We start from the raw sequence: 12,656 nt of genomic DNA on the forward strand, positions 1-12,656 counted from the left end.
ACTCTCCTGGGTCGGCCGGGCACGTGTTGCCCAACCAAGCCCTGGTCCCACGTTGCGGTTCCGCCTTCCCGGCGCTCAGCTCCGCTTTCTGCCGCCGCCACCCTTGTATTTCGGCTTCTGCCCGCCGAGCCCCTGCGTCGAGCGCGCCTTCGGGCGCTCCTGCCAGACCGGCGCGCCGACGGGTAGTTCACGGTCGGTGCCCGGGCCCATATTGTCCAGCGTCGGCTTGGAGATGCGGCTCCGCTTGGCGCCGAAGCGCCCGGCCTCCCGCTCCACATCGCCCTGGCGGGCCATCGGGTCGTCCGAGACCAGCAGTTCGGTGGCCTGGAGCCGCTTGAGCTCGTCACGCAGGCGCGCGGCCTCCTCGAAGTCGAGGTCGGCGGCCGCCGTGCGCATCCGCTTCTCCAGGTCGGCCATGACCGCCTTGAGGTTGTGGCCGATGGTGACGGCGTTCTTGGCGAGTCCGGTATCGACCTGCACGTGGTCGCGCTCGTAGACGCTGTCGAGGATGTCGGCGATGCCGCGCTTCACGCTCTGGGGCGTGATGCCGTGTTCCTCGTTGTAGGCGAGCTGTTTGGTGCGCCGGCGCTCGGTCTCCGCCATCGCGCGCTCCATCGAGCCGGTGACCTGATCGGCGTAGAGGATGCAGCGGGCGTCCGCATTTCGGGCCGCGCGGCCGATGGTCTGAACCAGCGAGGTCTCCGAGCGCAGGAAGCCCTCCTTGTCGGCGTCCAGGATCGCCACCAGGGCGCATTCCGGAATATCGAGGCCCTCGCGGAGCAGGTTAATGCCGATCAGCACGTCGAAGGCGCCGAGCCGGAGATCGCGAATGATCTCGATGCGCTCCAGGGTATCGATGTCGGAGTGCATGTAGCGCACACGCACCGAGTTCTCGTGCAGGTACTCGGTGAGGTCTTCGGCCATCCGCTTCGTCAGCGTCGTCACGAGCGTCCGGTAGCCGGCCTGTGCGACCTCACGCACCTCGCCCAACAGGTCGTCCACCTGGGAGCGGGCGGGACGGATCTCGATCACCGGGTCGACGAGGCCGGTGGGGCGGATGACCTGCTCGGCGAAGACGCCGCCGGTCTGCTCCATCTCCCACTTCGCCGGCGTGGCCGAGACGTGGATCGATTGCGGGCGCATGGCATCCCATTCCTCGAACCGCAGCGGACGGTTGTCGAGGCAGGAGGGCAGGCGGAAACCGTACTCGGCCAGCGTCGCCTTGCGGCGGAAGTCGCCCTTGTACATGCCGCCGATTTGCGGGACCGTGACGTGGCTCTCGTCGGTGAAGACCAGGGCGTTATCCGGCAGGTACTCGAATAGGGTCGGCGGCGGCTCGCCGGGTTTCCTACCGGTCAGATACCGCGAATAATTCTCGATGCCGTTGCAGGCGCCGGTGGCCTCGATCATCTCGATGTCGAAGGTGCAGCGCTGCTCGATGCGCTGCGCCTCGATCAGGCGGCCCATCTTGGTCAGCTCGTCGACCCGCAGCTTCAGCTCGGTCTTGATACCCTTGATCGCCTGCTGAAGCGTCGGGCGCGGTGTGACGTAGTGTGAGTTGGCGTAGACCTTCACGAACTTGAGGTCGTTGATCTTCTTGCCGGTGAGCGGATCGAACTCGGTGATCGACTCGATTTCGTCGCCGAACAGGCCGATGCGCCAGCCGCGATCCTCCAAGTGGGCGGGCCAGAGCTCGATGACGTCTCCGCGTACCCGGAAGGTCCCGCGGGCGAAATCCGACTGAATGCGCTTGTACTGAAGGGCCACGAGATCAGCGATGAGCTGGCGCTGCTCGATCTTTTCCTCCAGCGAGACCGTAAACGACATCGCCGTGTAGGTCTCCACGGAGCCGATACCGTAGATGCAGGAAACGGAGGCGACGATGATGACGTCGTCGCGCTCCAGCAGGGCGCGGGTCGCCGAGTGGCGCATCCGGTCGATCTGCTCGTTGATCGAGGATTCCTTCTCGATGAAGGTGTCCGAGCGCGGGACGTAGGCCTCGGGCTGATAGTAGTCGTAGTAGGAGACGAAGTACTCCACAGCGTTTTCGGGGAAGAAGCTTTTGAACTCGCCGTAGAGCTGCGCCGCCAGCGTCTTGTTCGGCGCCAGGATCAGGGCCGGACGCTGCGTCTCGGCGATGATCTTGGCCATGGTGAAGGTCTTGCCGGAGCCGGTGACACCCAGCAGAACCTGATCGCGCTCGGCCTTTCTCACACCGTCCACCAGTTCGGCGATGGCGCGGGGCTGGTCGCCGGCCGGTTCGAACTCGGATTTCAGGGTGAAGGCGAGACCGCCCTCGGACTTCTTCGGCCGGTCGGGGCGATGGGGCGTCCAGGTCTTGCCGTCCCGGAAGAGTGGATTGCCCTCGGTGAGCAGGCGTGAGAGCGCATCCACCGTGGCGGAGACGCCGTCGCTGGCGAGCGAAGTGTCATCTTCGTCCAGCGCGGCCGGCGCTATCCCTTCCGGCAGCGGGCCATCCTCGGGCGGGGTGATGCCGAGGGCCTGGGCTAGGCGCGGGTCGACATCGGCGGCCTCGGCGTGCATGAACGCCGCCTGCGGAGCCTCGGCCATTCCCGTCGGCGCTGCCTTCCGGCCACGGCCCGGCGGCTTCCCGGCCGGCCGCGGCGGGGCTGGCTCCGGCAGCGGCGGCAGGCGGTTTCGGTTCAGCGCAGGGCTGAGCAGGGCGGCCAGGTGCTCGTCGAGTGGCTGCAACTCCGGCTTCGAGGCCTTCGGGTTCGACGTTCTTGCGCCTGAGGCCTTGGCGTTTGGGACTTTGGCACTGGAGGCCTGGGCATCGGAGGCTCGGGCGCCGGATGGTCTGGCGCGCGAATTCGTCTCGGATGCGTCGCGGGGCTTCTTCGGAGTCGGCATGGTGCAAGTATGGTTCCTGGCCTCCGCTTGGAAAAGGGCCCGGAGCGGCAAGATCTGGTCGCGGTTCCAGTCCGCCCCGGCGGACGGGCGGGCACGGGGCGATTTAGCGCGCCTCCTCCCGACGCCTCCGGTGCTGGGGCTGGCCACGCAACCGGGCGCGATGTTGATCCTGTGCGATCGGATCGACCCCGACCTGCTGAACTTCCAGGCCCATTTCGTCCACACCGCGATCTGCCTCGTGACCGGAAATCCCGCTCTGGCGGACGCGGCACCACCGGGGATCACAGTCGCCTGCGGTGACATCGGCGACCGACGCTGGCTGCGGTCTCTCGCTGCGTTCCACGGCCCGAATCTCATCATCGACCAGCGTCGCCGTGGCGCGCTCGCCCAGGCCTGGGCGCTCACGGTGCTGCACGGCGCACTCGCACGAGGTGGCGTGTACGCCGTGCGTGCCAGGGCCTTTCCGGGGGAACGCCGCGCCGGTCCCACGCCCCTGAACCCCATCCTCGAACGCCGATTCGCGACGGCCGGGCTCCTGCCCGCCGAGGACGACCCGAACCAGCGCCGCGCGGGCTACCGGCTGTTCGTCAAAACTGCTTCGGGGCCGACGCCGATCCGCGTCAGGCCGGCGGCCGAGATCCCCGCGCCACCGGCCGTGACGATCGCGGCCCCGACCTATCGGCGCCCGCTCGCCGAGATCGTCGATGCGCCCTCCTGGATCGACGAGACGGTGGCGCACTATGCCGGGCTCGAGGTCACGCCGCCCGAGGCGCGGGTCTATCGCTACCGCGACGCCGTCGTGTTCGGGTACGGAATCGTCCAGATCGGCGACGCCATCGTCGACGAGAGCCTGATCAATCGCGACCGAACCGACTTCCTGGGGGCCCTGTCCCTGCAGGCGGACGGAACCGGGCAGGTCCATCACACCCTGCCGGGCCCGCGCCGGATCGCCGGGCGCACAGTGCACCTGTGGCAGATGTGGGGTGAGAATTACGGGCACTGGCTCATCGAATGCCTGCCCCGGCTTCACATCGCCCAGCGCGCCGGGCTCCTCGACGGGGCCAATGTCACCGTTCAGGCCTCGATCGCCATGGAGCCGATCTACCGGCAATCCCTGGCCGTCCTGGGCATCGGCCCGGAGAGGATCGTCCGGCTCAACCACCGGGAAGTCGTCTTCGAGGAACTGGTCTACCCGACCCCGGTCACCCGGCAGCCCTTCGTCAAGTCGCCCCTGGTGATCGACGCGGCCTTCGACCTGCGCGATCGGATCGGACCACCGCCGGTGCCGCTCTCCGAACGGATATATGTCAGCCGCAACCGGACCGGCCGGCGCCGCCTCGCCAACGAGGACGCCGTGATCGCCCTCCTGCGCGAGCGCGGCTACCGCGTGGTGCATCCCGAGACGGAGAGCTTCGCGCGGCAGGTCCAGATCTTCGCGGCCGCGCGCCTCGTCGTCGGCAGCATGGGCGCGGCTCTGAGCAACCTCGCCTTCGCGCCCCAGGGCGTCCGCTGCCTGATGCTCACGAACCGGGACATGCTGGACGACTTCTTCCTCGACCTCGTCGGGCTCAAGGAGGGCACCTACGTCTCCCTGCACGGCACCAGCCTGTCGCCCGACCAGGGTATGCATTCCGATTACACTATCGCGATCGATACGCTCCGCGTGGTCCTCGACCGCCACGGCCTCTGAGGCTGAGGCCGGCAGCAATTCCTCGACTCTCGGCCGGATAGCCATAGATCTGGCTCGGCGCCCGAGACTTGGGGCACCCAGAACAGCAGCGGACATCCCGATGGACACCGACGCCCCGCAGAAGCCGGAACTCGACGCCGAAACCCTGGCCTTCGCCGGCCGGGTCTTTCAATTCGCCCGCATGGGCCACGCGGCGGAACTGGCCGACCTGTTCGCGCAGGGTCTCCCGGCCAATCTCTGCAACGACAAGGGCGACAGCCTGCTGATGCTCGCGGCCTATAACGGGCAGGGCGAGACCGCGCGCGTGATCCTGGAGAATGGCGGCGACCCGGAGCTCGCGAATGGGCGTGGCCAGACGCCGCTCGCCGGCGCGGCCTTCAAGGGTGACCTCGACATGGCGGCGCTCCTCCTGACCCACGGGGCGCAGGTGGATGGCACGGGCAGCGGCACGCGCACGGCCCTGATGACGGCGGCGATGTTCAACCGCACCGACATGGTGGCCCTGCTGCTGGCGCACGGAGCCGATCCCGACCTTCGCGACGGCGCCGGCCTCACCGCCGCCGAGATGGCGCAGTCGATGGGGGCCGCCGACACGCCCCTGCAACTGGCCACGGCAAAGCGATCGTCCGCCGTCTGAATCACCGCGGGTTGACGGTACGCGCGATCACTGCGCGGCCATGCGAGGAAACACACCGATGCGCATCAGACATGCCGCCGCCGTTGCTGCCCTCCTCGCCGGTGCCCCTTCGGGGCCAGTCCGGGCGGAGGATTGGCCGATGTTCGGGCGCGACCACACCAACCAGCACTTCTCGCCCCTGACGCAGATCGACCGATCCACCGTGAAGGGCCTGCGCCCGGCCTGGATCTTCCAGACCGGAATCACCGGCTACTTCCAGGTGGAGCCGGTGGTGGTCGGTACCACCCTGTACGTCTCGACCACCCAGAACCACGTGGCGGCCCTCGACGCACGCAGCGGCCGGGTTCTCTGGACCTACGTGCACAAGGCCCGGACGGAGAAGATCTTCGGGCCGCCTTCGAATCGGGGCGTCGCGGTCTCGGACGGAAAGGTCTTCGAGGCGACCATGGACGGCCGGGTGATCGCCCTCGACGCCGCCACGGGCAAGGTGCTGTGGGACCATGAGGCCGTGCGCCCGGAGGAGGGCGAGTCGGAGACCGCCTCGGCCCTGGCCGACACCCTCGGGGCCAACGGTGTACAGGGCTCGAGCCGGCTCGGATTCAAGATGCCGCCGCTCGTCGCCGACGGCCTCGTCATCGTGGGCGTGGCGGGAGCGGGTTACGGCCTTCACGTGGAGGACGCCAAGGGCGGCCTCGACGGCGGCGCCGTCGTCGGCATCGAGGGCGGTTACGGCCGACGCGGCTGGCTCGCCGCCTACGACGCGGCCACGGGCGCCGAGCGCTGGCGCTGGTACGTCACCAAAGCGGATGGCTGGGAGGGCGCGTTCTCCGCGACCACACCGGATGGCGTCGCGCTCCACCGCGACATCGCCGCCGAGAAGGCCGCCGCACCCGCCCATCGCGAGGCCTGGCGGGTCGGCGGCGGCTCGCTCTGGATGACGCCGGCTTACGACCGGGATCTCGGGCTGATCTATGTCGGCACCGGCAATCCCGCGCCCCAGAATTTCGGTCTCTCGCGGCCGGGCGACAACCTCTACACGATGAGCCTCGTCGCCCTCGACGTCCGGACCGGGCAATTGCGCTGGTACTACCAGCAGGTCCCCCACGACGAGTGGGGCTACGACGTGGCGAGCCCGCCCTTCCTTCTCGATCAGCCGACGCCGAAGGGGTCCGTGAAGGCCGTGGCGCAGGGCTCGAAGACCGGCTGGATCTACGTGCACGATCGGGCGACGGGCGAACTTCTGGCCCGGTCCGAACCCCTGATCACGCAGAAGAACCTCTACGCGCCGCCGACCGAGTCCGGCACCGTTGTGAGTCCCGGCCCCCTCGGTGCGATCTCCTGGCATCCGGTGGCGTACGACGCGCGGAGCGGCTCGGCCTTCGCCCAGGTTCGCCACGGAGCGACGACCTACGTGGTGAAGACCGTGCCGGCGACATCCGAGCGCCCGGCCATCCGCTACACCGAGACGACCGAGGCGAAGGGCGAGCCCAGCTTCAGCACCCTGACGGCGGTGGATCTGGCCCGCGGCGGCGCGATCAAGTGGTCGGTGCGGGGCGGGAGCCGGCTTTCCGGCGGGACGCTGGCCACGGCAGGCGGCCTGGTCTTCTCCGGCGAGGAGGACGGCCATCTCGATGCCCACGATGCCGAGAGCGGCGCAGTCCTGTGGCGCTTCCAGTGCGGGGCCGGCATCGGCGGCCCGCCGATCACCTATTCCCTCGACGGCCGACAGTATGTGGCGGTCGCGGCCGGCGGCGCTTCGTTCACCAAAGGATCTGGTTTCGGCACGGGCGATGCCCTCGTCGTATTCGCCCTGCCGGATTGAGGGCAGGGCAGCGGTACTCCGGCGTCGGGGTGGTATGGCATGGTCCTGATGGATCGCGCACCGCGCGTCTCGGAAGGCAAAAGCGCAAGCAGAGCCAGTACTAGTATAAATAGATCACCTTCGGCGGAAGGAGCGATCAATATTTCAGAAAGAAACAAATGTTAGGTTCTGGCGCTCGTGAGGTCGCTCATGTCCAGCCAGAAAATTCATCCCGACCTCATGTATCGCCTCTTGGTTCAAGGCGTGAATGACTATGCGATCTATCTTTTGGACAAAGATGGCATCGTCTTGAACTGGAACACAGGGGCCGAACGCGCGAAGGGATACATCGCGAACGAGATAATCGGCCGGAACTATGAGTGCTTTTACTCTCCCGAAGACCGGGCCAGCGGCGTTCCCCAGCGCAACCTCGAATTGACGCTGCAACGAGGGCACTATGCGACGCAGGGTTGGCGATATCGCAAGGACGGGACGGCATTCTGGGCCAGCGTGGCGCTCGACGCCATCTACGACGACGGCGTATTCCTTGGTTTCGCAAAGGTCACACGCGATCTGACGGAGCAGCGCGCCAGCGCCAAACGTCTCGAATACCAAGCACTCCATGATACGCTGACGGATCTGCCGAACCGCGCAGCGCTGACGGCCCGGCTGGAGCGGGAACTCCCCAAGGTCATCTACGGGTCTCGCATCGCCCTGCATTACATCGATCTCGATCGCTTCAAACCGGTGAATGATTCGTTCGGTCACCACGTCGGCGATGAGGTGCTGCGGGAGGTGGCGCGGCGGCTGATGGCGTTGGCGGGATCCACCCACCACGTCAGTCGGATCGGCGGCGACGAGTTCGCACTGCTGCAACTCGGATCACCCAGCCCGGACTGCGTCACCGCGATGGCGGGTGACATCATCGCCGTGCTCAACGAGGCATTCCAGTTCGGCGACAACACCGTGAACATCGGAGCCAGTGTCGGTGTCGCAACGGCGCCCAACGACGGCGTTCGCCTTGCGATCCTGCTGCGCAACGCGGATTTGGCACTCTACTCGGCGAAAGCAAGCGGGCGGAACCGTGCGTGCTTCTACGCTTCGTCGCTAGGCGAGGCGATGCTGGCGCGCCGCATACTCGAGGAAAATCTGCGCGGTGCCGTCGAAGCCAAGGACTTCACCCTCGTCTATCAACCCATCGTGAACGGCGCGACCGGATGCCGGATCGGCTTCGAGGCGCTGCTTCGCTGGGTGGACCGGACGGGTCGCCAGGTCCCGCCTTCAGACTTCATCCCGATCGCGGAGGAACTGGGCCTGATGGCGGATCTTGGCCGATGGGTTTTGCGGGCGGCCTGCCAGGAGGCGGTGTCGTGGGCGGACGGCGGAACGATCGCCGTGAACCTGTCGGCAACGCAGTTGAGCGACCCCAATCTGCCGGACATCGTCGGGGATGCGTTGACGGAGACGGGCCTGTCTCCCGAACGCCTGGAACTGGAGATCACCGAAACGGCGGTCCTCGGCAACCGGGACGTCGCCAGAGGTTTACTGCAGCAGCTTCGCGAGATCGGTGTCGGGATCGCGCTCGACGATTTCGGAACGGGGTTCTCGTCCTTGTCGCTGGTGCGTGAGCTTCCTCTGACGCGAATCAAGATCGATCGCAGCTTCGTCGCGGACATCGACGGGACGATGCGCTCGGTCGCCGTCATCAAGGCCGTGGTCGCACTGGCCCAAGGCTACGATCTGGCGCTGACCGGCGAGGGCATCGAGACCGAGGAGCAGCGCGATACGCTGCTCGCGCATGGATGCAGCGATCTTCAGGGCTACCTCCTGGGCCGCCCGGCGCCGGCAGCGCACTGGCGGACCGAAACGGGCCATTGGTCGTGCCGTTGAAGCGGTGTGCCTGAATGTCCGAGCGACGACCGATATCGGCGTGCGTGCCGCGCGGCGTGGCGCGGTCCGATCAACTGTTCGTCGCCCACCGGATGTGACATGAGGACACGGGCGGCGCGCTGCTTGCGTGGGCCGGACCATCGCAACGCGAGATCGCATCCCACCATGACCATCGACGCTTCCGAACCGCGCCAGCCCGACGACCGCGGACCGCCGGTTGTGCGCACCATCGCGATGCCGGCCGACACGAACCCGGCAGGCGACATTTTCGGCGGCTGGCTCATGGGCCAGATGGATCTGGCCGCCGGCAACATCGCCGCCCGCCGCTCGCGTGGGCGCTGCGCCACCATCTCGGTGGAGGCGATGACCTTCCACCGGCCGGTGATCGTCGGCGACGAGGTCAGTATCTATGCTTGGATCGTGCATGTCGGGCGCACCTCGATGCGGATCCAGGTCGAGGTCTGGCGCCGCGAGCGCGAGGGCGAGGAGACCATGAAGGTGACGGAGGGTCTGTTCACCTTCGTCGCCATCGGCGCCGACCGCCGCCCCCGGGTGATTCCGCCCGAGCGGTCGATGGTCGAGGCGTGAACCGCGTCGGGTTCTCCCGCCGCGCCGTTCTGGCGGGCGCGCTGGGAGCGTTGGCGCCCGGACCTGCGGCCGCGGGGCCCGGGTCGCCCTCCTGGTCGGCGGATTCGTTGAATGCGGCGGCGGCGCGCAAGGGCGTCGCCTACGGGTCGGCCGTGAACGGCGTGACCCTCCGACAGGCGCCCGCCTACGGGCAGGCGCTCGCCCGCGAGGCCGGCATCCTCGTGTCCGAGAACGCGATGAAGCTGACCTATGCCTGGCCTGCGCCGGACGCCCTCGGCTTCGCCTACGCGGACGAGGTCGTGGCCTTCGCGGAAGGCAACCGTCAGCGCATGCGCGGACACACCCTCGTCTGGCACGAAGGCCTGCCCGCCTGGGTGGGCGAGCGCCTCGCGGCCGGTCAGGGCGAGGCTTTCCTGCGCCGCTGGATCGGCGCGATGGCGGGCCGCTACCGGGGTCGGATCGAGGCCTGGGACGTGGTCAACGAGATCTGCGGTCCGCAGGACGGACGGCCCGACGGCCTGCTCCGGACGCCCTGGCTCGCAGCCCTCGGCCCGCGCTTCGTCGATCTGGCCTTCCGCATCCAGCACGAGGTCGATCCGCGCGCGGCCGGTGTCTGGAACGAGAACGATCTCGAACTCGACGCGGACTGGATCGACCGGCGCCGGGTCATGGTGCTCAAGACCCTGGAGGGACTGCGCGCGCGCGGAGTGCCGATCCGCCGGCTCGGCCTGCAGGGCCACCTCTACGCCAAGCACCCGCTGAATCAGGAGAAATTCCGGCGCTTCCTGCGCGAGGTCGCGGCGCTGGGCCTCGCCATCGAGATCACGGAGTTCGACATCAACGACAAGGATTACTCCGCCGACCTCGCGGCCCGGGATCGGGCGGTCTGCGATCTCGCCCGGCGTTTCCTCGACGTGGTGCTGGACGAGCCGGCCGTGCTCAACGTGCTGACCTGGGACATCACCAACCGCAACAGCTGGCTCAACGCCAACCCCGAGCGTCGACGCGCCGATGGTCTGGTGCAGCGCGCGCTGCCTCTGGACGAGGCGATGGCGCGCACACCGCTGTGGCGCGCAATGCACCGTGCCTTCTCGGACGCCCCCGATCATCGCAAGGTCCGCGACCGCTTACGCAAGGCGTAGGGGGTGTCGCGTCCACTCGGCGCCGTCGGGTCGACGAACTCAGTTTGCGAGCATCCGGGCTTGCTGCGGGCGCTCGCCCGCTTGCTGGCGCAGGAAAGCCGCCATCTCGGCGAGTTCCGGCGCCTTCGACCGGAAGGTGACCGAGAGCGCGAGCAGCGTGTCGGAATGGTCGAGGCCCGGATAAATCCGTTCCTGCACGGGCACGCGGGCTTCCCGCAGGCGGGCGGCGAGGTTGCGGGTGTTGGAGGGCCGCACGATGGTGTCGCCGTCGCCCGACGCGAGGAAGGCCGGGGGCGAGCGCGGGCCCGCGAAGGTGATGGGCTGTGTCGCGGGCTTGTCGGAGGCCTGACCGAACACCTCGGTCGCGGTCCCGGCATCGAGGGGCAGGAAGTCGTAGGGGCCCGAGAGTCCCGCCACCGCGCGCACGGCCCGGGGGTCGACCCCCGCGCGGCGCAGGTAGCGCGGATCGAGCCCGAGCATCACGGCGTTGTAGGCGCCCGCCGAGTGCCCGGCGAGCACGATCCGTCGCGGATCACCCCCATAGGCGGCGATGTTCGCTTCCACCCAGGCGATGGCCTGGGCCCCGTCGTCGAGGAAGTCGGGGAACTTCACCTCGGGGTAGAGCCGATAATCCGGCAGTACGGTGACGAAGCCCTGCGCGGCGAGCGCCTGGCCGACGAAGGCATAGTCTTCTTTCGCGCCGTTCTTCCAGGAGCCGCCGTAGAAGAACACCAGCACGGGGGCGCTGCCCGTGGCCGCCACCGGGGTGAACACGTCGAGGCGCTGGCGCGGATCCGAACCGAAGGCGGCGTTCTTCAGGCTCAGGCGCCCGCCATCGTCCCGGGGTCCGATCGCGTCGAAGAAGGCGAGCGGCGAGCAGGCCGTGATGCCGAGCGCGACGAGGGCGAGACCGGCGAAGCTGGCGAGGACGGCGAGAAACCGGTTCATGCATCTCTCTGTTGGGGCACGCCCCCCTGTGACGGGGCCCGCGCGGCGGATTGATGGCGCGATCGGGACGCATTCGCGCCCGCCCGATCACGATCAGGTTCGAAGGACGAGGCAGGCGCCCCCGATCTGGCGAATCCGGCTGCACAGACCATCGGCAGCTTCGCGGCTCTGGGCCGGGATTCGGACGCGGTAGAAGGCGCGCGTGCCACGGCTGCGCAGGCGTGTCCCGATGATCATCGGGCGAACATCGCCGATCACGCTTGTGTAGAGCTTCCGTGTCCGCGCGAAACTCTGAAGAGCCAGAGCCTTGGAGAAGTTTCCGGCCAGCTGGATGCCCCAGGGCGCCGCCGGCCCCTCGTTTCCGCCGAGGGCAAACCGGTCGCCCCGGGCGGGAATGCGCAGGGCCGCCGTCACCTTGAGGCAACTCGTCTCGGACTCGACCTTCGCCTCTGACGCCTTGGTGTCGACGGCCTCCTTAGTGGACGATGCCTTCGGCGCCTCGCCCTCCGGCATCTCGATCGTCGCACCCGGGCGCCAGGCCTCGGCGGGCGAACCGGTGATCGCCAGCACGTAGTTGCGGGTCTCCGTCGGCAGGCCGCCGGTTCCCGCGAGCCAGGCCGAGACCCGGCCGGGACCGCCGTTGTAGGCCGCCGCAGCGAGACCGAGATTGCCGAACTGCCGGTTGAGGTCGGCGAGCAGATGGGCTGCGTGCGGGATCGCCTGCTCGGGGTCGAAGGGGTCGGCGAGTCCCCGTTCGCGGGCGGTGCCGGGCATGAACTGCGCGACACCCTGCGCGCCGACCGGGCTGACGGCTCCGACCCGGAACGCGCTCTCTCGCCAGATCAGCCGGGTCAGGAACGGCACCGGCAACCCGCGCGTGCGGGCCGAGCCCTCGATGAGGCGGCATAGAGCCTGCTCGACGGTTTCAGTCGCGCCCTCGGCCGCCGCACGCGCGGGGCCGGACGCGAGCAGCAGGGCGAGGAGGATCAGGATGGCGGGGCAGCCGCGGGGGAGGGCGTTCACGAGGCGGTTTTAGGGCGTGGACGGCGCCGATCAATCGCCAAAGGTCCGACGGCGGCCGTCGCGGCG

Annotated in this window: 9 protein-coding genes; 6 read left to right on the forward strand and 3 right to left on the reverse strand. The window is 68.4% G+C overall.

Annotated elements, in window-relative coordinates; genetic code table 11:
- Window positions 1-75: 75 nt before the first annotated feature.
- The gene (gene uvrB, locus MFF30_RS02125; protein WP_238275961.1) at window positions 76-2,871 is read right to left on the reverse strand and encodes an excinuclease ABC subunit UvrB; all 2,796 of its coding nucleotides are present in this window, start codon (window positions 2,869-2,871) and stop codon (window positions 76-78) included.
- Window positions 2,872-3,001: 130 nt separating this feature from the next.
- Here uvrB and MFF30_RS02130 point away from each other — a divergent pair, with 130 nt between their 5' ends.
- The 6 genes from MFF30_RS02130 (at window position 3,002) to MFF30_RS02155 (ending at window position 10,619) form a co-directional block, all read left to right on the forward strand.
- Complete coding sequence (locus MFF30_RS02130) at window positions 3,002-4,561, forward strand: glycosyltransferase family 61 protein (RefSeq protein ID WP_238275963.1); 1,560 nt, start codon at window positions 3,002-3,004, stop codon at window positions 4,559-4,561.
- Between the two features lie 100 nt (window positions 4,562-4,661).
- Entirely contained in the window at window positions 4,662-5,198 is a 537-nt protein-coding gene (locus MFF30_RS02135) for an ankyrin repeat domain-containing protein (protein WP_238275965.1), read from the forward strand.
- 58 nt (window positions 5,199-5,256) lie between these two features.
- The gene (locus MFF30_RS02140) at window positions 5,257-7,020 is read left to right on the forward strand and encodes a pyrroloquinoline quinone-dependent dehydrogenase (protein ID WP_238275966.1); all 1,764 of its coding nucleotides are present in this window, start codon (window positions 5,257-5,259) and stop codon (window positions 7,018-7,020) included.
- 189 nt (window positions 7,021-7,209) lie between these two features.
- On the forward strand, window positions 7,210-8,889 hold the full coding sequence (locus tag MFF30_RS02145) for a putative bifunctional diguanylate cyclase/phosphodiesterase (protein ID WP_238275967.1): 1,680 nt from the start codon (window positions 7,210-7,212) through the stop codon (window positions 8,887-8,889).
- A 165-nt stretch (window positions 8,890-9,054) separates the two neighbouring features.
- A complete protein-coding gene (locus MFF30_RS02150; RefSeq protein ID WP_238275969.1) occupies window positions 9,055-9,477 on the forward strand; it encodes an acyl-CoA thioesterase in 423 nt (140 codons plus the stop codon).
- Window positions 9,474-10,619, forward strand: a complete 1,146-nt coding sequence (locus tag MFF30_RS02155) for an endo-1,4-beta-xylanase (protein WP_238275971.1) — start codon at window positions 9,474-9,476, stop codon at window positions 10,617-10,619. Before MFF30_RS02150 ends, MFF30_RS02155 begins: the two co-directional genes overlap by 4 nt.
- Window positions 10,620-10,658: 39 nt before the next feature.
- On the opposite strand, the gene MFF30_RS02160 is transcribed toward MFF30_RS02155, so the two are convergent.
- Window positions 10,659-11,567: an alpha/beta hydrolase gene (locus MFF30_RS02160; RefSeq protein WP_238275974.1), complete on the reverse strand. Its 909-nt coding sequence runs from the start codon at window positions 11,565-11,567 to the stop codon at window positions 10,659-10,661.
- Window positions 11,568-11,660: 93 nt separating this feature from the next.
- Entirely contained in the window at window positions 11,661-12,590 is a 930-nt protein-coding gene (locus MFF30_RS02165; protein WP_238275976.1) for a lytic transglycosylase domain-containing protein, read from the reverse strand.
- Window positions 12,591-12,656: the final 66 nt, after the last annotated feature.

It is taken from the genome of Methylobacterium goesingense, assembly GCF_022179225.1.
In the GTDB taxonomy this organism is placed as follows: Bacteria; Pseudomonadota; Alphaproteobacteria; order Rhizobiales; family Beijerinckiaceae; genus Methylobacterium; species Methylobacterium goesingense.

What these genes read in the sequence shown, in the direction of transcription:
- uvrB (WP_238275961.1), bottom strand. Translation starts at nt 2,871, where the DNA reads ATGCCGACTCCGAAGAAGCCCCGCGACGCATCCGAGACGAATTCGCGC.
- MFF30_RS02135 (WP_238275965.1), top strand. Translation starts at nt 4,662, where the DNA reads ATGGACACCGACGCCCCGCAGAAGCCGGAACTCGACGCCGAAACCCTG.
- MFF30_RS02140 (WP_238275966.1), top strand. Translation starts at nt 5,257, where the DNA reads ATGCGCATCAGACATGCCGCCGCCGTTGCTGCCCTCCTCGCCGGTGCC.
- MFF30_RS02145 (WP_238275967.1), top strand. Translation starts at nt 7,210, where the DNA reads ATGTCCAGCCAGAAAATTCATCCCGACCTCATGTATCGCCTCTTGGTT.
- MFF30_RS02150 (WP_238275969.1), top strand. Translation starts at nt 9,055, where the DNA reads ATGACCATCGACGCTTCCGAACCGCGCCAGCCCGACGACCGCGGACCG.
- MFF30_RS02160 (WP_238275974.1), bottom strand. Translation starts at nt 11,567, where the DNA reads ATGAACCGGTTTCTCGCCGTCCTCGCCAGCTTCGCCGGTCTCGCCCTC.